Origin of the sequence: Methanoregula sp. (assembly GCF_041663825.1) — an archaeon.
Classification (GTDB): domain Archaea; phylum Halobacteriota; class Methanomicrobia; order Methanomicrobiales; family Methanospirillaceae; genus Methanoregula.
Genome location: NZ_JBAYLY010000040.1, coordinates 1 through 22,118 on the forward strand (window position 1 = coordinate 1; position 22,118 = coordinate 22,118).

Here is a 22,118-nt window from a genome sequence, read left to right on the forward strand (position 1 = left end):
AGCTTGAAACCCGGCCTAAAAAGAGACTTCGTTACAGGACATGGGTAAAAGACCCGTTTGATAGGCTTCGGATGTACGCACGAAGGCAACGACGTGTTCAGTCCGGAAGTACTAACGTCCAAACACTAGTGCTCACCACGCTAAACCCAGACGAAATTCTGAGTGCAAACCTTATATCTTATCCTGACATACGGGATAAGGTATCATAGTACACGGTCGCCAAGGTGGCGGAGCGGCCACGCGGCTGACTGCAGATCAGCTACAATCCGGTTCAACTCCGGACCTTGGCTTGGATCGGTTTCCAGCAATGGAAATCGGTCTGACGAAGAATAGCATCTAGTTCTTCGGCTGCAAACAAAAAATCAAGCAAATCATGTGGTGATAGCGGCCATAGCTGTCAGGAAACACCTGGTCTCATTCCGAACCCAGCAGTTAAGCTGACACACGTAGTATGTTGTACTTGGGTACGCGAGTCCCTGGGAACCATACCAAGCTGCTATCACCTTTCCTTCTTACACGGTCTTCTGTTCTTATGAAATTTTGACTAACGAGCGAATGCTTTCGAAAAAATATCATTCTGTCCATAATTGGGTCAGCACCAGGTTCATGACCTGCATGATATGTCCGGCAGAATGCTGGTGATAGCGGCCATAGTTGTACACTTGGTCTCATTTCGAACCCAGCAGTTAACTGACACACGTAGTATACTGTACTGAGATACGCGAGTTCTCGGGAACTATACCAAGCTGCTATCACCTTTCCTTTTTACACGACATCTGTTCTATGAAATCTTAACCAACGAGCGAATGCGCTCGTTTAAACAAGGGTCATAGTATCGTTTCTACGGATACCGGCAGGTTCACAGCCTGCATGACCTGTATAAGAATGAATGAATCATCCGTTTAAAAATGACTTACTGCTTTTTCAGGATTACAATTCCCGCTACCACGACAATTGTCCCGAACAAAGCGTACTGGAGCGGAGCGTGCTGGGTCCGTCTGCTGTACCCGGGCGGTCGTTGTGGCGGTTCTGGAGGTTGCGGTTGTAGCCCCAGACGTCAGACTTCCTGTATATTAGTGACCCGGATCGTTGTTGGAACGGTTGTCGGAAATGATGAGTTCGCACCAATTGCGTACAGGTTCTTATCATTACTCCCAACATAGACAATCCCGTTTGCTACAGCCGGAGATGACTCCACCCAGTCACCCGTAGCGAACCTCAACTTCTCTTTCCCCGTGACAGTATCGATGGCATACAGGTTTTCATCGCCACTCCCGATACAGACGACTCCGTTTGCCACCGATGGGGATGAATATATATGATCTCCCGTAGCGAACCGCTATAGTTTAGTGTTCCCCGGTTCAATGTCCCCGCTCTCATACACCCCGGTATGCTACGGATTGGCTCGGAACATTGCATCTTCAGCTGAAGCGGGAACAACGGAAATAAAGAAAAGAGGAACGATCAGGAATAGTATTAAAAATAAGAAATGCCTTGAACAAGGATTATTAAAAAATAAGGTCCTCCGATAACAAATCAGTCCTATTCCCGGGTATAGGTGAGGATATTACATCCGGGTATCCCGCCGGAGAACGATTTTCCATCTGGGGCCATATCGAATGTAAAGGTGTAAAAACGTTTACCATGTGACACCCAGGTACCAGTAAGTCTCGGAGGATTCCCGCTTGTTGAACCGGAAAATATTTCCTGATTATAATAATCAGTGCCGTTCACCGATGTCCCGGTCTGTGTCAGCTCGTATTTCCATCCGCCCTCCTGGACCCAGGATCCTGTCCATGACAGGCACTTTCCCTCTGAACACGGTTCACTGGTATTACATACATTCCCGCATGCCCCGCAGTGCTGACTGTCGCTCTGCGTATCGATACAGGACCCATCGCAGCGAGTCTGGCCGGACGAACAGGATGGAGTCCCCGGAGTATTCGTGGGCGCAGGAATTTTCGTTGTAACGGAAGTACCGGGAATCCCGGAGGTTCCCATAGTCACCGGTACTTCCAGAACTCCCGGGGTCTGCACAGAAGTCGGGGATAACGGTGGCTGGGATGTATCCGTACATGCAGAGACAAGGATCAATGCGAAGAGCAACCCGGCAAAAATGACGGGGGATATTTTACAAATTTTATTCATAATATTTGACATCCTGATAAAGGAATTAATGCTGCTTCCAAAGCACAATCCCTACTAAAACCAGAGCACCTGCCCCGATTGGAATGGCATACTGGAGCGGGACGTGCCGGGTCGTCTGCTGGATCGGGGCGGTTGTAACAGCTGTTGCCTGGGGCGCCGGACTTCCTGCATCGGTCACCTGGAACGGGATCAGGGTATACGTGTCATTGGTTAACGTGCTATCGTGTGTATTCTGATCGCTGATGGCGGTAATAAGTGCCTCTGTCGCATCGTTGCCCTGGAGGCTTCCTGAACCACTGATCTTGAAGAGGTTCGTGCCGTTGTTGAGTTTCAGGTTGCGGACATAATCGCTGCTGACAACGAAGTCGAACTGATTGTCCGCCATCGGGTGCTCTACGATAAGGTAATATTGTCCTGCCGGGAGATTTCCTGACATTGCCGCACCGGCAGTAAAGGTAAAGTCCGCATCGGAACTTACCGGTGTTTTTGTCGTAAAGGCATACTTATCACCGAAGATCCAGACCTGGACCTCGGGAGGGATTCCTTCTGCAATCCCGGTCACGGTAAACGGCTGCCCTTTTACGACATTCTGGGACGACATATTTGCCGTAATGTACGGCTTTTTCAGGGCCATCCCGACATCGGCGGCACCGGAGTCCGGCGGGTCAGCAGTTTTTGGCTGGCTTTCTGCATAAACGGTGTATGTACCGGCATCCAGATTGAGATTGTCGGTGTAAAAGAAATACTCCCATGTTTTATCCGGTTTTGTGGTTACCGTGGTAAACGAGTCCGGGTTCCCGCTGGCTGCTGCCTGGTGCGGTGCGGTAAGGCTCCCGCCCGTGGCCGGAAGGTTTGGGCCGGTCATGAAAAGGTATACCGTACCTGAAGTGGAGCTCTGTCCCCGCAGGACCACTTTTTCCCCCTGGTAATAGGAATGGCTCCCGTCAGCAGAGATCGTTACCGCAGTGCCGGTGGATACACCGGATGCCGGGGCCGCGGCCGGACTTCCTGCATCCGTGACCTGGAAGGGGATTATGGTATACGTATCATTGGTTAACGTGCTATCGTGTGCTTCCTGATCGCTGATTGCTGTGGTAAGTGCGTCTGCTGCATCGCTGCCCTGCAGGCTTCCCGGGCCGGTGATCTTAAAGAGAGTGGTATTATTGTTCAGTTTGACATAATTCCCGCTGACATCGATGTTGAATTTGTTGTACTTCATCGGATGCTGGACAATCACGAAGTACTGGCCGCTTTTAAGGTTACTGGTGACCTCCGGAAGGACTTCATACGTGTACGAGGCATCAGGATTGACGATTTGAATTGTCTTGGAATAGTAGTTCTCACCGAGGATCCAGACCTGGACATCAGATGGGATTCCTTCCGCAATCCCGGTTACCGTAAATGGCTGCCCCTTTACAACGTTTAAAGACGAGATATTTGCGGATATGTACGGCTTTTTAACAATTATGCTGGTAGTACCATAGGGTGTGTCCGATAACTGGTCTCCCGTTTTCGGCTCGCTTGCTGCATAAACGGTATACGATCCAGCATCGAGCCTGAGACCGGAGGTGTACCAGGGATACACCCATGTTTTATCCGCGTTTGTTTTTACAACCGTGAATGAACCGGGATCTCCGCTGACTGCTTTCTGGGACGGAGAAGTTAGTTTTCCTCCATTATCCGGAAGGTTAGGTCCGGTTATGTACAGGTACGTGGAACTCGTATCAGTATTCATTCCGGAAAAAACTGCTTCTTCTCCCAGGTAGTACGCTCCTGTCCCTTGCGCGACAATCGTGACAACCGGTTTATCTGCCGCCGACACGGGAAGTACCAGGACTGCTGCACCTGCCACGATAAACAGCAGGAGAATCTTCAAAAACTCAATGGGTCTTTTACTGACTGGCTTTGACATACGTAAATGTATTTGTATTTACAATATAAATGCATTCTGATCCCGGTTTGCAGTCGCAATTTCCGGGAGCTGAAGAGGTCTGGCATTATTTCCCGATACCCTTTTTACGTCGGTATATCCTCCGGAAAATGTCAGAAAAATTAATGGTGAGATTCCGTTCCGGCAGATCCGGGCATCAGCCCGGTCTTTGCCGAGAGGTAAAGATCCCGTACTGCGATCCCTCCGATTGTTGCCACGACAAATGCAACGATTAAAAGTGCGATATTATAGAGGAGGGCAAGAGCAATCCACGTGCCGGGGGGATGGAAGATGACGGTCTGGTATGGATTTACTATTCCGGATGCAGCCTGGATGAGCAGGTGCATAACGAACACACCGGATACGATAACCCCAAGGAAGAGGGCGCAGGCAACTACCCCGGCCCAGGTCTTTTTCATCATCGCAAACGATCCCACGACTGCTTCCCTGAGGTTCTTTTGCTCAAGGACAACAAGGGGCACGACAAACGGGGTCAGGACAAACAGGAGCAGGGTGAGCACTAAAAATTCCAGGGTCTCCAGGAGCCCGAAGGGATATACCCATAACAGCAGCGATCGTCCTCCATAGCCCGGAATCTCGGTTAACATGTCCCAGTCGAGTGTCCAGTTGAAGGGGAACTGGAAGATCGTGCTGTAAAAAAATCCGGACCCGAACAGATTATTGAGGAACCCGAACTCATGCGGGAACCAGATGAAGGTCACATAAACGTAAATCCTGTCAAGCAGCATGCCTGCGAGTGCCAGAACCATGGACCATATCAAGATGGCTTTTAGGTATTTTTTAGCCCCATAAAGTCCCTCAAGGCATGAAGCAGGACCTTCTTTTTTTAATGAGATGCTCAAAATAAGGCCTGCGAGGAGGAACACGAGACAAAACAGTGTGGCAAAGCCGAGTAAAAAGTCTTGTATATATAATACGGTTGTATCGGGTTGCAGGGTCCTGTTGATGTACCTGAATGCCGCATGGCCGATGGCGTTTCCCGCCAGCACAAGCCCGGCAAGGAGTGTAAACCAGAGAAGCTGCCGGTTCTGGTTCAATGTTCTCATCCCAGAGAGGGCGGCTCCGATCCCCCTCCGGATCGTTCCCGGCCCGCTGCCATCCGGAAGTCCTTCACAGGTGGATTCCTGCGGGAAACAGAAACCTGTCTCCATGGTCCGGACTACCGGCGGTTTCCGGCACAGGCCAAGCCAGTATCTGGTAATTTCCAATACCGATGTCATTTCGTCTCCTCCCGGATTTTTGCACACCGGTAAAGGTCGAGTGATGCAATCCCCCCGATCGTTGCTACAATAAGCGCAAAGCCGGACAGGGCAAGACTGTACAGAAGGCCGAGTGCAATCCATGCATCACCCGGGCGCGAGGTGGAAATACTTGTTATGCCATTGGATACTTCCACCGTGCTGATCCCGGTAAACTGGAAGAGCAGGAACGTGAGCGAGGCTGCGAATACTGCCAATCCAAGGCCAAGAACGCAGCCCGCCAGTTCTCCCCGGATGTTCTTTGTCAGGGTAAACGATCCAAAAACCGCTTCCCTGAGGCGCTTTCTCTCAATCACAAGCAGGGGCACGACAAACAGGGTCAGGAGGACGAGGAATACATTGATTGCTGAAAAGAGCAGCGTCTGGATGAATGCATTTGGAAATCCCGAGCCGGAACCCGGTAACACCCCGCTGTGAAGGTAGGCAATAAAGACGTCCGGGTTGAGGGACCAGTTGAAGGGGTACTGGCTGAACACGTTAAACAGGAAAATATACAGATTCCCGTAGATATCGAGAGCATGGAGCCACGACGGTACGTTCAGCGAAGCCAGCGTCAAGCCGAGAGTAAAGAGCAGCGTGCCTACGAATGCCACGACCACGGACCACCCGGCAAGAGGTACCAGGTATTTTCTGACTCTTCTGAGCCCACAAATGAAAGAGACCGGATTGCCATCGTCATAAGAGAGACTCAAAACAAGGCCCGCACATAAGACCAGGAGGCAGAACACGGTCGGAAGCTCGACTGCAAATGCCACGAACGGCGATCCGATGAGATCGGATCTATAGGTTGTACTGAAAAATGCGAGTATCCCCTGGATGAAGAGGTGCCCGACCAGCACGAGACCGGCGAGGAGCGCAAACCAGAGGAGCTGCGGGTTTTGGATCAGCGTTTTCGTGCTGGATACCGTGATACATAATCCCTTCCGGATACGGCCGGGCCCGCCGTCATCCGGTTGGGAGGAGTGGCCCGTTTCAGGCTGGACCGAAATCCCGGTCGGAACCATGTGGATTGCCGGTTGTTTCCGGCACAGCCCAAACCAGTGTTCAGCAGTTTCCGATACGCGGGTCATGGTTGGTCCTCCCGGATCTTCGCAAGCAGTTCCTCTGCCATCTTTGTCGGGTCCTGGGTCTTTTCGAGTTTTATCCCGAGCTCTGCTGCGAGATCCCAGATGAATTCGATGCATTTCGTGAACTCATCGCAGGAGATACAGTCGCCTTCATGCTCGTACCAGACCTGCATGCCGTGCTTCTCCGAGACAAAGATGTAGGCATTGGTCTGGAACGGGATCGATTTCCCGAACAGCACCCCCTTCTTCACATTGATCTTTTCAACCTGGATCCGGTTTGCGCGGGCCATCTCACAGAGCGAGGACTCGATCTTCTCGTCCATTGCAAGGAGCGCCTGCGAGACGCCCTGCCGGGTAATCCCGAAAAGGTTTGCAATAGAGACGTTGGACATCCCGTTGCGCCGCATCTTCCAGAACCCGAACTGCTTCTCGTTCGTGGGAAGGAACATATGTAAATGTATGGGGGTTTACAATATAAAATGTTCGTTGACTCCACGTATTCGTGTTTTTGAGAATCCGGATATTATCTGTAGTATCTAGGGTGTAACCGGAGGTACAGTAATTTCTTCACCGGTGTAATACCAATGGTCGATTACCGAACCCAGAAGTTAAGCCGGCACACGTAAGCGTTACTGAGGTACGCGAGTCCTTGGGAACCCTGCCAAGCTGCTATCACCTATCCTTCTTACACGGTCTTCTGTTCTTATGAAGTCTTACTGACAAGCGAATGCTCTCTTCGTGTCATTGTATCATTTTAACAGATGCCGTCAGGTTCGCGGCCTTGCGTGACAGATTATTCCTGCACGTCTCCCTGATGGGGGGTTGGCAGGAAAAAAAAGTGAGGTTATACCGGAGTTATCCCCAGCCCTTTAACTCAAAGGACTGGATCGGGTTTTCCCCGTCAAGATTTTTATTGGGGAACCGAAACTGAACCGGGACTGGAATACCCGGGACAATCCAGAAGGTAATGGGTGTACCGTCGCGGAAGTCACCGATATATTTTCGGGCATTTGGATAGGGTCCTGCCGGAACCGTCACAGATTCTGTTCCTTGATCGGTGAGTGTAATATTCATCTCACCAAACGGCATGATCCCGGTCACACTTGTGGGGGAATCATCCCGCCGGTAATTATCATCAGCGGAAATTTTCTCCCCCGGTTGTGCCACGCCTTTTATGGTCTCTGTTACGGTTCCCCCAAGGATCTCGTCTGAGGAAACATTGAAAAACCGGTCAGTGATACAGACTGTTCCATTTTTTGTCGTGACAAGCTGATGATCAACCCACTCCGCATAATCAAATGTTTGAATGATTTTTTCATGCAGGGCCGGAATTCCCTTGTAGGATTCATACGAGCGCTCGATCCTTGTGGATATATCCCACTGGAAGCGCGGGTTGGGAGCCAAGGTCTGGGTAATATTATTCCGGTATTCAGCCCATTTATACTCGCCAAAAATCGTGATCGCTGCCGGAGGACTCGTTGTCGCATCAGGGATGATGGTTGCTGATGGCTGTCGGACTGTGGTTATAGCAGGTGTTACTGCGGGTTGTGTCACGGTTACCGTAACCTGTGGGGTAGTAGTCGGGGATGACGGTGCTGAACCGGTGCATCCGGTGAACAGGATCGCAGCGATGATGAGGGTAACCGTAACGACTCCTACGGGGAATACCTTCATGATCCGATCTGTCCTCCGGTGCAATCCTCATCAAGGGTGATTCCTTCAGGTATCCCGGTCGTACGGCCGGTCTCCCCATATGCATAGAGATTAGCTATGGCAATCCCTATAACCGTCGAACCGATTGCCATCAGGATGCCGGAGGCAAGAAGGAACCCGTAACAGGCAACAGTCATCAGGATCTTTCCACGGGAGAACTGGAGGAAGAAGTCATAATCATGGTTGAGCAGTAGCGGCGACTGGCCGATCAGGAGCGCGATGCCGGCGACTCCAATGAGGATTGTCCCGAAGACAAGGATGCAGCCCAGTATCTCGCGCCAGGTCTTCTTCATGAGGGTTACGGACCCGGCAAGTGCCGGGAACAGTCTCTTTCTCTCCAGCACGATACCCGGTACGACATATACGGCCACCAGGAACAAGACAATGTTGATGATCATGATCTCGAATGAGAAAAAGAGCGCGGTAGTAACCTCGTTTGGGACATAGTACGCATAGGGCAGGTAGAACAGGGTCATATCGATGGTGAATATGATCTTTCCGATGAACTGGCTCTGGGAAACCAACTCAAATACAAGGGTCGCCACGAACGCCATTGTAATCGACAAGATTGCAAGCGGGACCGCGTGGGCGTTGACCCTGTCGAATGCCTCCCGGATCGCGACCGGCTTTTTTACACTGCTCCCGTTCCGGTACAGAATAAGGCCGGCGAGCAGGCATGTCAAGCTTGAGAGGCAGATCGCTTCGATCAGGAAGAGCTGCAGGTTAAACACAATGAGACTCGAGTCCCCGAAGGGAATCCAGATACTATATGGCAGCGGAATGATAGCATAGTGTGTCACGCTCCACCCTTCTGCCACGATCAGGAAGAGGAATATGATTCCTGCAATGAGTGAAAACCAGAGCAGGTGTCTCTCCCTGAACATGGCTTTGATGCTCCCGGTGGCGATACTGATTCCGCGTTGAATGCGGCCCTGGCCCCCGGCAGCCCCGCTGCTGCCCGGCTGTGCAGGATGTGCCGTGGCTGACGGGACTGCGAGAACCGCCGGTGCTGTGCGCATGGCTGGTGTGTTCGGGCACCAGCCCATCCATTCTTCCAGGTGCCTGGTTTTATTTGTCCGGGTGGCCGGTTGCGGTTCTGCCATCGTGTATCACATCCCGGTCCTGCCGGTCTTTGATAACCGGTATGAATAGACTGTAATGTAGATCATTGCAACGCAGAGCACGGCAAGCATCAGTGCAATGGCCCAAGTACCGGCGAACGGGCTGCCGAGGATTATCAGGATCCCGGCGCCCATGAATACCGAACCTCCCCGCGCGTGGGTCATTTTCCAGTTCTTCTCATCTTTTAAGGTCCAGGGAAGGCGGATCCCCACGGACCTGTTTGGCCCGACAACCGGCAACAGGCTCCCGATAATGATGAAGATTACCCCGAGGAGCATAGGGAGGATTATCACAATGGGAACCATCAGGCCGGCGGCATTTGCAAGCGTGACGGCCTGTACGGCAAGGACCAGGCAGGTTGCCGAAAAGATAATGATCGCGTAGATGTCGCGCGAAATTATCGACGATCCATGCATCTGTTTGAATCTCGGCAGGACCTGTGTGAGCACCATTACAACGGTCAGGATAACCGGGAGAGTAAACACTGACGGGAATTTATCGGCATATGCGTCTGCAACGCCTGCGTAGTTCCAGTGGACCGGTATAATATCCGGAAGGATCGGGAGGACTGCCAAAGCAAGGAGAAACGACAGCCCGGTGACTACCCATGCCATACGGGTAAAGAGACGTTCCCGGCGGGCAACCGGCCCGGCGTCCCGGGTCTCCATTCCGGGAGAGTTATTGCTTCCGGCCCGGGCTGCTGCCTCCATGGGACACCACCCGGTCCATTTTTTGAGGGTATCGGTAAACTGCATGAGTATTCACAACCTCCGGTAAATCTGGTTCCCTTGTGTAAACAGGGTAATATTCGTCTTTTTCTCCCAGAGCACGACCGTCAGGAAATGATACCAGCCTATGGCGGCAAACCCGGCCAGGATTCCGTTTATCATCAGCATGGAAAGGCCGGGGACAAGGCCAAGCAGGACCGCTCCCACAAATGCAAGGATGAGGGCGACCCCGATAACGGGCAGAATTTTTACTACGGTCATGTGTCGCCAGTCAAACTCGGGGGCGGTGCCGGTCCGTGCGACCGTCTCAAATGCCTTCCAGTACTGGATGGCGTCACTGAGATACAGGAGCGTGGCAAGGACAAGCCCGATCCCGAGCATGGCCATGCGGTCTCCCGTGGCTGTTCCATAGAGGAGAACTCCCACACCCGTCATGCAGAGTGCAAATATCAGGGTCTGCGTGCGGTACCGGTTCATCCAGCTAAACGATAAGACCGGGCCGGCCCCTTCCCGTGGGGTCACCTCGTTGTCTTCATGAGCGATAATATCCGTCCTTATATTCCGTGGCTGTGCCTGCGGGCACCAGCCCATCCATTCGTGAATAGTTTCCGATAAACGCGTCAATGTCATAGGAGCGCCTTCACTTTCTCAAAGAGTTCTTCTGCCATCTTTGTCGGGTCTGCGGTCTTTTCGATCCTGACCCCGAGTTCATTTGCATAATCCCAGAGCAGCTCGATGCATTCGGTGTACCGCTGGCAGGTGCCACAGTCCCCGTCGTGCTCGTACCAGACCTGAACGCCATGTTTCTCCGACACGAAGATGATCGCCGCGGTCTGGAAGGGGACCGAGCGTCCGATAAGGATGCCCCGCCCGGCATTGATCTTCTCGACCGCGATCTGGTTTGCCTGTGCCATCTCGGAGAGCGTAGTTCCAATCTTCTCATCCATCAGAAGGAGCGCCCGTGATACGGCCTGACGGGAGATCCCGAACCGGTTGGCAATCGCGATATTGGTTGCGCCTCCTCTGCGCAAAGCCCAGAACCCGAACTGCTTGTCGTTCGTTGTCAGGAACATGTGTCAACATTGGAATGTTGACAATATATATTTTGCGTGAATTCCCGGTCGCCTGGTAGTACATCAGGAAAGACTCCGGTTTTCACAACACCGGAGCATTCTCCTCGCTCTGCTTTGCCGGGCAGAAATTACAGATGGAAAAAAAGACCTCTTTTTCCCGGTCCCGTATCAGGCAGTAATACGTCCCGCCCCGGTCATCGACGGCAAATCCCCCCGGGAACGGCATCCCCACCGGGTGGCCGGGCTTGTCGAGCACAAACATCGTGAATGCGGCCATCAGGTAGTAGAAGAGCCGGTGCCTGGGTGAGTAATGAAATGGCGTTCTCTCTGCCTGTTCGTCCCAGGTAAAACACCCCGCCGGGATCATCGCACAGAACTTTTCGAAGGTCTCACGATCCCGGATCGGATCCCCTGGATGCCGGAATGTACCTGACCGGTACATCAGGAGGAGCTGGTGGTGCGCACCAAAGAGCTGTTCACAAAAAAACGGGCGGACCCGGCTGCGGTAGGGTTCAGGCAGGCAGTCTACTTCGGCATAGAGGTGCCCCCCGAGCATCTGAAGATCGAGAAGGGTATACCGGCTGGCTTCCCGTGCGACAATCTCCCCCAGTTCTCCTTTCGTAGCTGCTGCTGCGAGCTCGCTTGCGATCCTGTCGATCCGCTCTTTTTCCCGGGGTGAGTCTTGTTCAGTCACGCTCTATCCGGCCTGTTAAGAAATACGATTATACTACCGTGGGAGCCGGTCGCATATTATCATGCTCAAAGGTGACGGCACTGGCACTTGCATATCGCAACCTTTATTGGAGATCTGCCCCTTTTTACCCCATATGAGATGGATTTTCCTTTTGGGTCTTGTCGCGCTTCTGATTCTCATAACGGGATGCACTCAGACCTCATCGTCCCCTGCAACACCGGTTCCGACCGGTGTTGTCGTGCTTACCACGCCGACCGCGCTGCCGGCGACCTCGTCACCTGTCATTGCCGGACAGATGCACATCAACGTCACCGCCTCACAGAGCGGCAATGATGTTATCGTCGGATACAATGGTGGAGCAAGTGCTGCATACCTGACTGCGCTCAATATCACGATCTACAATAACAACGGGCAGGTTGTGAGGCGCACGATGGAATCTCCAAAGCCCGGTGATGTGTATACATTCCCCTACTTGGGAACTCCGGATCCTGACAACGTTGACGTGATCGGAGTATTTACCGGTGATGTGGAACAAACCGTGCTTATGATAAACGTGTAGGTTTTGTGGGAGCAGATAGGGGGGTTCTTTTTTTCGGGCTGGGCCTGATGGGACATATTCCATCGATATCTTAACGAGATTTCAGAGCAGATTCCTGAATAATATGTCCTCTCCCGGAATAACCTCTGCGTATGCTGGAGTGACTGTTATCCTGATCCTTGCCGCGATCTCTCTTTTCATCAGTTCACCAGCCGCCGCAACGCTGGTGATCACGAAAGAATCGTTCTCTCCCATTCCTCCGCTCACCGGGAGTGAAGGGCAGCATTCCGTGATAACGATCACGGTTATCCCGTCAGGTGCCACTACTTTTTCCCGTACCCACACACTCCAGATGCAGACCTCCCTTGTGAATGCCCGATGGAATATTCAGGTCATTGTCAATGGCATCCCCGCTGCGCAGCAATCGGCGTCCGGTACAAGCGCATTTGTCAACGGGTATCTTCTCTCGTACCCGACCACGAGCGATGTGTCCGTTACTGTTATTTTGGACGGGACGGTTCCTGCCAAGGCAGACACGAATGTTACGATCCTGCAGGCAGCCGAGCTTGATACTGCCGGTATAACCGTTCCCGGCAGCAGTCTTTCTGTTGTTACTCCTTGTATTCCCTCATCACCAGAGCCAGTAATCAGCCCACAGGTTACGGTCACAACACTACCGGCTGCGACTCCTGTAACCACGCGATCCTCCGGCCTCCTCCCGGTTACTTGTCTGCTCGCATCTATCGTCGCGGCAGCAGGGTACGGGTATATTCGGGCACGGAGATAATAACGGGAACCGTCCCCTTTGTAGTTTCTCACCCGGATTCTGCAGTCCGGTGCCGGGTGCTGACGGCCGCTGCGCAGGCACCTCCGAGTGCAAGGCAGACCCCGATTACGACAAGCCCGGCATTCGTGCTGCCGGTTACCTGCGTCAGGTATCCCACGAGCGAAGGCCCGATGAAACCCCCGGCGTTGCCAATGGAATTGATAACGGCAATGCCCGCTGCAGCGGATAGTTCTGCCAGAAAAAGGGATGGCAGGGTCCAGAACGGTCCGAATGCACAAAATATCCCCATCGTAGCGATGATGATAAGGACAAATGCCACAAGTGGTGAAGTGACGAGGCCCGATCCCGCAAGGGCAATCCCGCCGACAAGTGGCGGAAGAGCGGTATGCCAGCGCCGTTCTCCAGTACGGTCCGAGTGTCTCGACCAGACGATCATCGCCACACCTGCACATGCATAGGGAATGATCATGACAAGACCAATGGATGTATTGGACAGGCTTGTGTTCAGCGAGCGGATCACCTGCGGCATCCAGAACCCGAGCCCGTACAGGGCAATCACGAGCATACAGTAGACGAGGGCAAGGTGCCAGACGCGGCGGTCCTTTAAGACGGACCTGAGGCCTGTATGGCAGTTCTGAGTCTCGCGCTGCTCGTTCTCTTTACGGATTGCACTCTCCAGCCAGGTTCGTTCATCGGAAGAAAGCCAGTGGGCGTCCTTTGGGCGGTCGGTGAGGTACCAGTACGTGACGCAGCCAAGAACCACGGCAGGCAGCCCTTCGAGGATAAAGAGCCAGCGCCACCCGGCCATCCCGAACCAGTGGACAGAATCGAGGATCCATGTGGAAAGCGGGGCGCCGACAATCGTAGAGAGGGCAAGTGCGGTCATAAAGAGCGCTACTGCCTTAGCCTGTTCCCGCTCACGGAACCAGTATGTGATATACAGGAGTATGCCCGGGAAGAATCCTGCCTCGGCGATCCCGAGAATGAACCTGAATACGGCCACCTGAAGTGCGTCGGAGGCAAATGCGGTCGCCATCACGACGATTCCCCAGCTGATAAGGATACGGGCAATCCAGATGCGGGCGCCTACCCGCTGGAGGATCAGGTTGCTGGGCACCTCAAAGAGCAGGTACCCGATAAAAAAGATCCCGGACAGGAAGCCGAAGACTTCGCTCGTGAGCCCCAGCGCACTGTTCATTTCCAGTGCCGCAAAGCCGAAGTTCACCCGGTCCAGGTATGCGATCACGTAGAGAAGAATCAGAAAGGGCAGCAGCCGGGCACTCACTTTCCGCATTGTCTGCTGCCCGATCCTCTCCTCACTACCGGTATTCACGTACAGCAGATTTGTCCTTTTGCCCATTATGTCTTCTGAAGTAGCCCGTATCACGTTTGCCCCGGGGCAGGCTCTAACCAGCCAGTTCCCTGCCCTTACGGCAATACCTATACAATCAACCGCACCCCACACTTTTTCTATGAACGATACCGACGCCTCCAGGAACGCGCTTCGTGGAACCACAATTATGGAAAAACTGGCATCGATCGGGGTCGAACGCGGCAGGGTGATTGATATCCGCAATCTGGATGCAATCGGCTGCGATTACGGGATCGGCATATACCTGTTTTTTGAAAAGAAACTTGCCACCTCCCGCACGCTTGCAGACGTTAAGGTGGAGTACCGGGATGTCCCCGAGTACGAGCGCCCGTATGTCAGGGTTGATCGTTTTCTCCGGTTCACGAAGGAAAACGATCCCTCCTTTGCACACACAATCGAAGAGTTCCCTCTCATGATTGAGATCGTGGCTGTCGGAGAAATGCCCGATCCCGCAACCGGCAGCACCGCGCCGTTTGTAACTGGACTGATGCCGTTCCTGGACGAGTTCGATGTAGATATCGACCCGGTGGAACAGTCCCAAGGCCGTCCCTTATGAGATCCCCCGCGCTTGTGGGAGCCTGTTTCCGGTCCACCCGTTTATTATCCCGTAGGATGATCCGCATGGCAAAAAAATTCCGACGATTCATCTGGCAGTTTGTCATCGGGCTTGGTTTTCTCTCGGGACTTTGGACTGCCATCGGTATCGACCCGGAAGAGGTTCTCATTACTGCCTTAGGCTCGACCATTACCATGATCTCCCCGGATCCCACTCTTCGCGCTCTTTTCCTGATCCTGCCCACTTTGCTTCTGATCGGCTCTGTTATCGGGGCGTACCGGAACGGGAAGGTGCCCGGGCTTATATCCGTGCTGGTGGCCTATGTGTCCGGCCTTGCAATCCTGACATCTGCCATCGCAGGGTTGGCACTCCTTGGTGTGGCAGTCGTTCTGGCATATTATTCGACCCGGCACCGGAGAAGGTAGCAGGATCCCCCGGCGTATCTCAACACTATAAATCCCGGCACGACAAAAATTACCGGACATGAGTCTGTTTCCCAAGAAGAATCTCATCTGTTATTTTGACACGATAGTCCCAAGCAAATATCTGGTCAAATTCAGGAAACTGGCTGTTTTTGAGCCTTTTATAGGATACGATATCGCAAACCGGGGCCGACTTTCTCATTACGGTTGTGCCGAGCGCAAACAATTTGCCTCGCAGCTTAAGAAAATCCGGTCCGACACCGAGTTGCTCCTTGAGGATATTGAAGCATATCACATCTATATGGCGTCAAAGATTACGCAGAAGGTGCCCGGCGATATCGCTGAAGTGGGGGTCTACAAGGGCGGGTCGGCCAAGATCATCTGTTCGGCCAAGGGTGATCGGGCCCTTCATCTCTTCGATACGTTTGCCGGCCTGCCCAAAATTGACGATGTGGATCAGGTCTGGCCATTTTACGAGGGAAAATTTGCCGCATCCTATGACAAGGTCAAGGCCTATCTTGCGCAGGAGAAAAACGTGTATCTGTACAAGGGACTCTTTCCCGATACCTCGGACCCGGTAAAAGACAAGCATTTCTCGCTTGTCAACCTTGACGTCGATACCTATGACAGCACGAAAAAATGCCTTGAATTCTTCTATCCCCGGATGAGCCCGGGCGGTGTCATCCTCTCCCATGATTATCTCACGGTGCCGGGTGTGAGAAAAGCTGTGGACGAGTATTTTGCCGATAAGCCTGAGCCGGTAGTCGAGACTGCGGCCTCGCAGTGCATTATCGTGAAAGTATAACTGCGCGAAAGCAGTACCCTTTTTTTAGCCTGCCCGGATTGAGCCGTCGCACCAGCTGATCCGTTTAATAAAAATTACTGGTGTAAAAAAGAATTATTCCTTGAAAATCAGGATCCCGAAGATGATAAGCATGAGTCCTGCGAGGAGCACGACGATGCCTATGAGTCCCTCGACAGCAATAATCACTTGGGGCAGGAATGCCCAGATGGCAAATGCACCCAATACCAGCAGTACAATACCCACAATTAATGCAATAAGTCCTGTCTTATCCATATCAGATTCTCCGCTACAATCTCTCTAAATCCGACCATATAAGGATTTGCCGTTTTATACCCCCGGTAGGGCAGGTTTTCCCGGTTGGGACAGGCTGGTAAATCAGTTCCGTACCAGCCTGAGGATCTCAACGGCGATCTCATGAACCTCCTTTGTATGGAAGGCAAACGACCGTTTTATGGGAAATGTGCCGCTGACCCGCCCGGCAATTCTGGCCCTTCCCGTAATGTAGGCTTCCACAAAGGGGGTCGAACCGGTGTTAAAGATGCCATAGGTGACCGGCGCGATTGCGAGGGCGCAGTCGATGAACGGCCGGTCTGCATGCACTTTCTGTTTCTGGGCGCCAAAAGGCGGGTTCATGACCACGGTGTCGCAGGGAGCAATCCTGTCAGCAAGGCCGCCAGCATCTGCCCCGGCAATGTCGGCGACGACAAATTCCACATCTCCGTGGAGGAGCGCGGCATTTTCCCCGGCCGTGTGGATGGCGTTTGGATCGAGATCGACGGCCCGTACCGTTGTTGCACCGAGCAGTGCGGCGCCGATGGCAAGAATCCCGGTTCCGCACCCGAGGTCGCAGACGGTCTTTCCCTCGATGTCGCCGTTCATGTACGCGTCATAGAGGAGCCGGGCGGCAAGGGTGGCCGGCGTCTGGTACTGTTCCCACGCGACCCGGGGTTTTTCAAAACCGGCACAGTGCTGCAGTGTAATTTCCAGTTGTCTGAGTTTCATGCGATCTCATCAATGGTGTAATCGTCCCACGTTCGCACGCCACAGAGGATCTCGAATTCCTGCGGAGAGAGAACCGGTTTTTTGAACCGTACCTGGTCGTCGTAAGCGAGTCTGGGACACGCCGTGTTTACATAGCAGTCGAACCCGAGGTTAAGCAGTTCATCCGGGCTCACCTCGCGCATGGTAACGATGACAGCCCCCGGTGAGAGTGCCGCGAGCCGTTCTGCGAGCGCCCGGCGCTGCTGACCACTTTTCGTGCTTACAATGATTCCGATATGTTGTGCCCCCCGGGCTTTTTCCATGACGGCAAAGCGCCGGCGCAGGAGCGCATCGGCGCTGACTTCCTGTGCGGTGCCGTTGAGGGGGTCGAGAGCGATCACCCGAGCCTTTGTCGCAAGGGCAATCCCGATCGGGTGGAAAAGGCCGGTGCCGACAAAGAGGATCTCGCCAGCCCCGGTTGATTTTGCCGCGACAAAACTGCACCCGAGTACCTGGCCCCGGAGCGGAGTGCGCCCGATGCCGTCGGCGACTCTGACCACATGGTCGTGGGAGGAAAGATATGATTCCATTGCCGGAATAAGCGGGGCGTGTTGGACCGTGGTGACAAGGCCGACGGTCCGCTCCTTAAGCAGGGGAAGGGCTTTCGCGAGGATCGACACATCGAAATCCACCGTCCATGGCTCGAAGATGACGTTCTTTTGTTCATCCACAGGTGCGTGCCCAAAATGTACGAGCACGTCCGCATTGCCGTATGCCAGCGTATCGAGCGCAAGATCGCAGGCGCCATAGCAGGGATCGCCACTGATAATTACCTCAAATCCTGCGTCTTTCAGGTCGGTGGTGACAGGTGCCGCCTGACGCTTGAGGCCTTCGGGGAACTGGAGGGCGACCTTATGAGCCCCGCGTTTTTTGAGTTTCTCGATGAGGTCAGATGTGCCGTTCAACCACATGCACCCTGTCGGTGACATTAATCTTGACAAGCGACTTATACGGCCGCCCGATATCGGGATCGCCACGCTGGATCGCGATACAGACGTCCTTTACCTCCGCGCCAGCGATCTCAAGGGCGGCAAGCAGCGCACGCATTGTGCCGCCCGTACTCACGACATCGTCAATAATAACAACGCGGTCGCCCTTGTACACCCCATTAAGGTACAGTTCTCCTTTCGAGTAGCCGGTCTTCTGGTGGACTGGCACCTCGCAGGGAAGCTTGTATTCCCGCTTGCGCATGACGGTCATGGGGATGTCGGTCATCACCGAGAGCACCGCACCGATGTGGATGCCCATTGCCTCGACGACAACGATTTTGTCGACATTGTTTAAGTCGAGCACTTTTATCATTGCGCTGCACACATCGCGGAGCAAGGCGGGATCAACGAGCGGGACGCCGTCGGTGATTGGGTGGATAAAATAGTTATACTCCCCACGTTTCACCATCGGGCATGTTTCCAGAGATTCTACCAGTTTGTCAAGCATGCATATCACCAAAATCTGAAAGGAACGCCTCGATACGGTCGCTGGTCACGTGCGGCATACAGACAATCCGCAGGTGGCCGTTTCTCGTCCACGAGACCTTCCATTGCGTTGGAACCTTGTCGCAGACAAAAGTTGCAACATTTACATCCGGTGTGGCGGCCGGCTCGATGCCGAGCGCTCCCATACCGACAATGAGGCGCTTTGTGTTTTTCATGCAGCCGGTAACGACGGCTTTCATGCCTTCAGTACCAAGATAGTCGAGCACCGCAAGTGCTCCTGCCACCGGGGCTCCCGGGCGGGTGCCGGCAAGCGTGTACTCCTTTTTTACTGTGAGATAAGGGGTTTCGATGTTGAGCGCGTCGAGCATGTCCGGCTCACGGGTTAAAAGGCAGCCGGCCGGGATCGTGCTCATACCCATCTTGTGCGGGTCGACGGCAATGGTCGTCACGCCGGGCAGGGCAAAATCAAAGGGTATGGGGTTATCGAGGAACGGGATCACCATGCCGCCAAACGCCGCGTCCACGTGCAGGAATGTGTCATGCTGGCATGCGATCTTCGCAATGTCGGCAATCGGGTCGACCATGCCGTACTCGGTAGTGCCGGCGACGCCAACGAGCGCGACCGTGTTTTTATCGATCAGTTCTGCCGCTTTGTCGGCGGGCATGCGTTTGTCGGATCCGAGCGGCACGCTCCGCATCTCAAGGCAGAGGATATCGCAGGCCTTTTTGAACGAGAAGTGGGCGGACTCAGGGACGACCACGTTCGGGTGGGGCGTGTGACGGAGGGCTTTTGCGAGACGGAGCGCCTGGATGTTGGACTCGGTGCCCCCCGATGTCGCATATCCTCCGGCATCCTTTTTGTGGAAGAGCGTGCCGAAGCGTTCGATAAGCAGCCGCTCAAGCGCCGCTGTCCCGGGAAAGAGCCCGGGGTCGCCGAGGTTCGTGTCCATGAACATGTCGTGCGCTTTTACTGCTATCGGGTGCGGGATCGTGCACATGGAGCTGAGGATATACCGGTGATCAATATCCTCCCGTCTCTTGGAGGATAAAAAAGAGAAGAGCTCGTCTTCTGTCGTGCCCTTATTCAGCATCGCGGTTTCTCGCAGCTTCAAGGATGATGCGTTTCTCGGTGCGGGCGACAGCCTCGCGGATCTTTGCAATGGCATCGATATTTGCAGAGATACTGGTGATCCCGTGCTCCACGAGCCAGACCGCCATCTTCGGGTCGGAGCCGGCCTGGCCGCAGATCGAGCATTCGACACCGTACTCGCGGCACTTCTGGATTGAACTGTGGATCAGCGAGAGCACCGCCGGGTGCTGGGGGTTGTACATGTCGGCCACGTTCTCGTTGTTCCGGTCGATGGCGAGCGTGTACTGGATGAGGTCGTTTGTCCCAAAGGAGGCAAACTTGATGCCTGCCTGGAGGAAGTCCTCGATCATGATCGCGCTTGAGGGGATCTCGATCATGATACCGAGGGTCGCGTTCTCCACATCGACGCCCCATCCTGCCATCATCTGTTTTGCCTTGATGAACTGGTCGGGGTGGGAGACCATCGGGAACATGACGCCGAGGTTGTCGTACCCTGCCTTCCAGAGGCGCTTGAACGCCTCGACCTGGAGCCGGAACTGGTCCGGGCTCTGGAGGTCGCGGCGGATACCGCGCCAGCCGAGCATCGGGTTGTGCTCCATGGGTTCATTCTCGCCACCTGCCATGTTCCTGAACTCATCGGTGGGGGCATCGAGCGTCCGCACCCAGACGGTCTTTCCCGGGAACGCGTCAAGTACGATCCTGATACCGTCATAGAGTTCCTTGACAAACTCCTCTTCCTTGTGGTTTGAGATATACCAGCCGGGCGTCTTGTTGAGCCCGAGGATCAGGTGTTCGATCCTGAGCAGGCCGACACCGTCAGCGCCGGTCGCTGCCGCCCGGGCCGCAGCTTCGGGGATCGAGACGTTGACTTTCACGCTGGTCGCCGTGATCATCGGTGCGCTGCCGACAACCCCCGGTGCGGCCCCGGCTGCCTTTGCCGCGCCTCCAACCGCGCCTTCGTAGACAAGTCCCATCTCGCCGTCGACGGTGACGAGTTGCCCGTTTTTGAGCTGCTGGGTCCCTGTCTTTGTGCCGACTACCGCAGGGGTGCCCAGTTCCCTGGAGACGATGGCTGCGTGGCACGTCATGCCGCCTTCATCGGTGACGATGGCAGCGACCTTTTTCATCGCCGGGACCATGTCCGGGTTAGTCATACGGGTGACGAGAATATCTCCCTCTTTTACTGCACCCGTGTCCTTTGCATCCCGGATGATGACTACTTTACCGGTCGCGGTACCCGGCGCCGCTCCCTGGCCTTTCAAGAGTATCTTTGCATCCTTGCTCTGTCCAGACATGCTTGTTGCCTCTTTCTTCCCGATGGTTGTGATCGGCCGGGACTGGAGAATATAGATCGTCCCGGCAACAATGCCCCATTCAACGTCCTGCGGAATCCCATAATGGTTCTCGGCGATCTTGCCGTACATGGCAAGCTTGGCCACCTCGGCCTCTGAGAGCACCTGCGCATCCTGACGGGCTGCATCAACTTCAACCAGTTTCGTCCCGTGAGATCCATCAGGAACGATCTCCACGTTCTTGTTTGCGATCGTCTTTTCTGTTATGGACTCCGTCCGCTGGTCAAAAACGTAGTTATCCGGAGAGACCGAGCCGGACACGACCGCCTCGCCGAGTCCCCACGAGCCCTCAATAATCGTGGTCGGTTCGCCGCTGATTGGGTGGGAGGTGAACATGACTCCCGCCTTCTCCGAGTGCACAAGCTGCTGGATGACTACCGCGATGTTGACGGTGCTTTCCTCGAATCCCTGCTTTGCCCGGTAATAGATAGCCCGTGCCCCGTAGAGCGACGCCCAGCAGTTCTGGACTGCTGAAAGGAGCGCTACCTCCCCCTTGATATTGAGATATGTTTCCTGCTGGCCGGCAAAACTTGCATCGGGGAGGTCTTCAGCCGTAGCGCTCGACCGCACGGCGACGATCAGGTCTTTTTGCGACATCTTTTTGTATGAGGCTTTGATGTCGTCTTTTAAGGACGCCGGCATCTTTGCCTTCATCACCAGCGCCTTTATGGTATCGGCGGCCTTTTCAAGAGCCGCATTATTCTCTACATCCAGATTGTCAGAGACCTTGAAGATCTTCTGGTCAAGGCCGGTCTCGACAAGAAACCTCCGGAACGCCTGGGCGGTCACCACGAACGCCGGGGGCACCGGAAGGCCGATCGAAGCCATCTCGCCAAGGGATGCTCCCTTGCCGCCGACCGACGAGATATCCTCCTTCCTGATCTCTTCGAGCCATAGAATATTGGGCACTTCTTTCATGCTCGCACCACTTATGATCTCACCTCCCCCCTGTTTAAGTATTATC

General features: G+C 54.1%; 23 protein-coding genes, 1 tRNA gene, 3 rRNA genes and 1 pseudogene. 10 read left to right on the top strand and 18 right to left on the bottom strand.

Annotated features, from left to right (window positions below):
- The 4 genes from WCX19_RS13445 to rrf (WCX19_RS13460) form a co-directional block, all read left to right on the top strand.
- Positions 1-134, top strand: a 23S ribosomal RNA gene (locus WCX19_RS13445); the annotation flags it as partial.
- An 84-nt stretch (positions 135-218) separates the two neighbouring features.
- Positions 219-290, top strand: a tRNA-Cys gene (locus WCX19_RS13450).
- Positions 291-380: 90 nt separating this feature from the next.
- A 5S ribosomal RNA gene (rrf, locus tag WCX19_RS13455) occupies positions 381-502 on the top strand.
- A gap of 138 nt (positions 503-640) precedes the next feature.
- Positions 641-755: ribosomal RNA gene (gene rrf, locus WCX19_RS13460) — 5S ribosomal RNA — on the top strand.
- 302 nt (positions 756-1,057) lie between these two features.
- Here the strand turns inward: rrf (WCX19_RS13460) and WCX19_RS13465 are convergent.
- Positions 1,058-1,327, bottom strand: a pseudogene (locus WCX19_RS13465) (PQQ-binding-like beta-propeller repeat protein); the annotation flags it as partial.
- A 618-nt stretch (positions 1,328-1,945) separates the two neighbouring features.
- Here WCX19_RS13465 and WCX19_RS13470 point away from each other — a divergent pair.
- A complete protein-coding gene (locus WCX19_RS13470; RefSeq protein WP_373008991.1) occupies positions 1,946-2,206 on the top strand; it encodes a hypothetical protein in 261 nt (86 codons plus the stop codon).
- Here WCX19_RS13470 and WCX19_RS13475 read toward each other — a convergent pair.
- The 10 genes from WCX19_RS13475 to WCX19_RS13520 form a co-directional block, all read right to left on the bottom strand.
- Positions 2,174-4,060, bottom strand: coding sequence for a hypothetical protein (locus WCX19_RS13475; RefSeq protein WP_373008993.1), 1,887 nt, complete (start codon positions 4,058-4,060; stop codon positions 2,174-2,176). The genes WCX19_RS13470 and WCX19_RS13475 overlap by 33 nt on opposite strands.
- A 140-nt stretch (positions 4,061-4,200) precedes the next feature.
- On the bottom strand, positions 4,201-5,319 hold the full coding sequence (locus WCX19_RS13480) for a DUF6159 family protein (protein WP_373008995.1): 1,119 nt from the start codon (positions 5,317-5,319) through the stop codon (positions 4,201-4,203).
- Entirely contained in the window at positions 5,316-6,428 is a 1,113-nt protein-coding gene (locus WCX19_RS13485; protein WP_373008997.1) for a hypothetical protein, read from the bottom strand. The genes WCX19_RS13480 and WCX19_RS13485 overlap by 4 nt, the downstream gene beginning before the upstream one ends.
- Positions 6,425-6,874 carry a hypothetical protein gene (locus tag WCX19_RS13490; RefSeq protein ID WP_373008999.1) on the bottom strand — a complete coding sequence of 150 codons (450 nt, stop codon included), beginning with the start codon at positions 6,872-6,874 and terminating at the stop codon, positions 6,425-6,427. The genes WCX19_RS13485 and WCX19_RS13490 overlap by 4 nt, the downstream gene beginning before the upstream one ends.
- A 406-nt stretch (positions 6,875-7,280) precedes the next feature.
- Positions 7,281-8,099, bottom strand: a complete 819-nt coding sequence (locus tag WCX19_RS13495; protein WP_373009001.1) for a hypothetical protein — start codon at positions 8,097-8,099, stop codon at positions 7,281-7,283.
- Positions 8,096-9,241, bottom strand: coding sequence for a hypothetical protein (locus WCX19_RS13500; RefSeq protein WP_373009003.1), 1,146 nt, complete (start codon positions 9,239-9,241; stop codon positions 8,096-8,098). The genes WCX19_RS13495 and WCX19_RS13500 overlap by 4 nt, the downstream gene beginning before the upstream one ends.
- Positions 9,242-9,247: 6 nt before the next feature.
- On the bottom strand, positions 9,248-10,015 hold the full coding sequence (locus tag WCX19_RS13505) for an SdpI family protein (protein WP_373009005.1): 768 nt from the start codon (positions 10,013-10,015) through the stop codon (positions 9,248-9,250).
- Positions 10,016-10,021: 6 nt separating this feature from the next.
- Positions 10,022-10,618, bottom strand: coding sequence for a DUF1673 family protein (locus tag WCX19_RS13510; protein ID WP_373009007.1), 597 nt, complete (start codon positions 10,616-10,618; stop codon positions 10,022-10,024).
- The gene (locus WCX19_RS13515; RefSeq protein WP_373009009.1) at positions 10,615-11,061 is read right to left on the bottom strand and encodes a hypothetical protein; all 447 of its coding nucleotides are present in this window, start codon (positions 11,059-11,061) and stop codon (positions 10,615-10,617) included. Before WCX19_RS13515 ends, WCX19_RS13510 begins: the two co-directional genes overlap by 4 nt.
- A gap of 82 nt (positions 11,062-11,143) precedes the next feature.
- Positions 11,144-11,755, bottom strand: coding sequence for a DUF2115 domain-containing protein (locus WCX19_RS13520; protein WP_373009011.1), 612 nt, complete (start codon positions 11,753-11,755; stop codon positions 11,144-11,146).
- 133 nt (positions 11,756-11,888) lie between these two features.
- On the opposite strand from WCX19_RS13520, the gene WCX19_RS13525 reads away from it, so the two are divergent.
- Both WCX19_RS13525 and WCX19_RS13530 read left to right on the top strand, forming a co-directional pair.
- Positions 11,889-12,314: a hypothetical protein gene (locus WCX19_RS13525; RefSeq protein WP_373009013.1), complete on the top strand. Its 426-nt coding sequence runs from the start codon at positions 11,889-11,891 to the stop codon at positions 12,312-12,314.
- Between the two features lie 139 nt (positions 12,315-12,453).
- Positions 12,454-13,080, top strand: a complete 627-nt coding sequence (locus tag WCX19_RS13530; RefSeq protein WP_373009015.1) for a hypothetical protein — start codon at positions 12,454-12,456, stop codon at positions 13,078-13,080.
- A 28-nt stretch (positions 13,081-13,108) separates the two neighbouring features.
- Here WCX19_RS13530 and WCX19_RS13535 read toward each other — a convergent pair whose 3' ends face one another.
- The gene (locus tag WCX19_RS13535) at positions 13,109-14,440 is read right to left on the bottom strand and encodes an MFS transporter (protein WP_373009017.1); all 1,332 of its coding nucleotides are present in this window, start codon (positions 14,438-14,440) and stop codon (positions 13,109-13,111) included.
- 1 nt (position 14,441) lies between these two features.
- Here WCX19_RS13535 and WCX19_RS13540 point away from each other — a divergent pair, with 1 nt between their 5' ends.
- The 3 genes from WCX19_RS13540 to WCX19_RS13550 all read left to right on the top strand — a co-directional run bounded on the left by WCX19_RS13540 (position 14,442) and on the right by WCX19_RS13550 (position 16,235).
- Complete coding sequence (locus WCX19_RS13540) at positions 14,442-15,008, top strand: hypothetical protein (RefSeq protein WP_373009019.1); 567 nt, start codon at positions 14,442-14,444, stop codon at positions 15,006-15,008.
- 65 nt (positions 15,009-15,073) lie between these two features.
- Positions 15,074-15,433 (top strand): hypothetical protein, encoded by a 360-nt coding sequence (locus tag WCX19_RS13545; protein ID WP_373009021.1) that lies wholly within the window; start codon positions 15,074-15,076, stop codon positions 15,431-15,433.
- Positions 15,434-15,491: 58 nt separating this feature from the next.
- Positions 15,492-16,235 (top strand): TylF/MycF/NovP-related O-methyltransferase, encoded by a 744-nt coding sequence (locus WCX19_RS13550; RefSeq protein ID WP_373009023.1) that lies wholly within the window; start codon positions 15,492-15,494, stop codon positions 16,233-16,235.
- A gap of 93 nt (positions 16,236-16,328) precedes the next feature.
- Here WCX19_RS13550 and WCX19_RS13555 read toward each other — a convergent pair whose 3' ends face one another.
- The 6 genes from WCX19_RS13555 to ppsA form a co-directional block, all read right to left on the bottom strand.
- On the bottom strand, positions 16,329-16,508 hold the full coding sequence (locus tag WCX19_RS13555; protein ID WP_373009025.1) for a hypothetical protein: 180 nt from the start codon (positions 16,506-16,508) through the stop codon (positions 16,329-16,331).
- Between the two features lie 102 nt (positions 16,509-16,610).
- Positions 16,611-17,237: an METTL5 family protein gene (locus tag WCX19_RS13560; protein WP_373009027.1), complete on the bottom strand. Its 627-nt coding sequence runs from the start codon at positions 17,235-17,237 to the stop codon at positions 16,611-16,613.
- Entirely contained in the window at positions 17,234-18,187 is a 954-nt protein-coding gene (dph2, locus tag WCX19_RS13565) for a diphthamide biosynthesis enzyme Dph2 (protein ID WP_373009031.1), read from the bottom strand. The genes WCX19_RS13560 and dph2 overlap by 4 nt, the downstream gene beginning before the upstream one ends.
- Complete coding sequence (hpt, locus tag WCX19_RS13570; protein WP_373009029.1) at positions 18,165-18,713, bottom strand: hypoxanthine/guanine phosphoribosyltransferase; 549 nt, start codon at positions 18,711-18,713, stop codon at positions 18,165-18,167. Before hpt ends, dph2 begins: the two co-directional genes overlap by 23 nt.
- Positions 18,706-19,803 carry a tyrosine decarboxylase MfnA gene (mfnA, locus tag WCX19_RS13575; RefSeq protein WP_373009033.1) on the bottom strand — a complete coding sequence of 366 codons (1,098 nt, stop codon included), beginning with the start codon at positions 19,801-19,803 and terminating at the stop codon, positions 18,706-18,708. Before mfnA ends, hpt begins: the two co-directional genes overlap by 8 nt.
- Positions 19,793-22,072, bottom strand: a complete 2,280-nt coding sequence (gene ppsA / locus WCX19_RS13580) for a phosphoenolpyruvate synthase (protein ID WP_373009035.1) — start codon at positions 22,070-22,072, stop codon at positions 19,793-19,795. The genes mfnA and ppsA overlap by 11 nt, the downstream gene beginning before the upstream one ends.
- Positions 22,073-22,118: the final 46 nt, after the last annotated feature.

Bases quoted from the DNA above. Each gene is read 5' to 3' on its own strand.
- WCX19_RS13490 (WP_373008999.1), bottom strand. From the start codon at position 6,874: ATGTTCCTTCCCACGAACGAGAAGCAGTTCGGGTTCTGGAAGATGCGG.
- WCX19_RS13560 (WP_373009027.1), bottom strand. From the start codon at position 17,237: ATGAAACTCAGACAACTGGAAATTACACTGCAGCACTGTGCCGGTTTT.
- WCX19_RS13485 (WP_373008997.1), bottom strand. From the start codon at position 6,428: ATGACCCGCGTATCGGAAACTGCTGAACACTGGTTTGGGCTGTGCCGG.
- WCX19_RS13545 (WP_373009021.1), top strand. From the start codon at position 15,074: ATGGCAAAAAAATTCCGACGATTCATCTGGCAGTTTGTCATCGGGCTT.
- WCX19_RS13515 (WP_373009009.1), bottom strand. From the start codon at position 11,061: ATGTTCCTGACAACGAACGACAAGCAGTTCGGGTTCTGGGCTTTGCGC.
- ppsA (WP_373009035.1), bottom strand. From the start codon at position 22,072: ATGAAAGAAGTGCCCAATATTCTATGGCTCGAAGAGATCAGGAAGGAG.
- WCX19_RS13505 (WP_373009005.1), bottom strand. From the start codon at position 10,015: ATGCAGTTTACCGATACCCTCAAAAAATGGACCGGGTGGTGTCCCATG.
- hpt (WP_373009029.1), bottom strand. From the start codon at position 18,713: ATGCTTGACAAACTGGTAGAATCTCTGGAAACATGCCCGATGGTGAAA.
- WCX19_RS13550 (WP_373009023.1), top strand. From the start codon at position 15,492: ATGAGTCTGTTTCCCAAGAAGAATCTCATCTGTTATTTTGACACGATA.
- WCX19_RS13555 (WP_373009025.1), bottom strand. From the start codon at position 16,508: ATGGATAAGACAGGACTTATTGCATTAATTGTGGGTATTGTACTGCTG.
- WCX19_RS13495 (WP_373009001.1), bottom strand. From the start codon at position 8,099: ATGAAGGTATTCCCCGTAGGAGTCGTTACGGTTACCCTCATCATCGCT.
- WCX19_RS13540 (WP_373009019.1), top strand. From the start codon at position 14,442: ATGTCTTCTGAAGTAGCCCGTATCACGTTTGCCCCGGGGCAGGCTCTA.
- WCX19_RS13475 (WP_373008993.1), bottom strand. From the start codon at position 4,060: ATGTCAAAGCCAGTCAGTAAAAGACCCATTGAGTTTTTGAAGATTCTC.
- WCX19_RS13500 (WP_373009003.1), bottom strand. From the start codon at position 9,241: ATGGCAGAACCGCAACCGGCCACCCGGACAAATAAAACCAGGCACCTG.
- WCX19_RS13535 (WP_373009017.1), bottom strand. From the start codon at position 14,440: ATGGGCAAAAGGACAAATCTGCTGTACGTGAATACCGGTAGTGAGGAG.
- WCX19_RS13510 (WP_373009007.1), bottom strand. From the start codon at position 10,618: ATGACATTGACGCGTTTATCGGAAACTATTCACGAATGGATGGGCTGG.
- dph2 (WP_373009031.1), bottom strand. From the start codon at position 18,187: ATGTGGTTGAACGGCACATCTGACCTCATCGAGAAACTCAAAAAACGC.
- WCX19_RS13480 (WP_373008995.1), bottom strand. From the start codon at position 5,319: ATGACATCGGTATTGGAAATTACCAGATACTGGCTTGGCCTGTGCCGG.
- mfnA (WP_373009033.1), bottom strand. From the start codon at position 19,803: ATGCTGAATAAGGGCACGACAGAAGACGAGCTCTTCTCTTTTTTATCC.
- WCX19_RS13525 (WP_373009013.1), top strand. From the start codon at position 11,889: ATGAGATGGATTTTCCTTTTGGGTCTTGTCGCGCTTCTGATTCTCATA.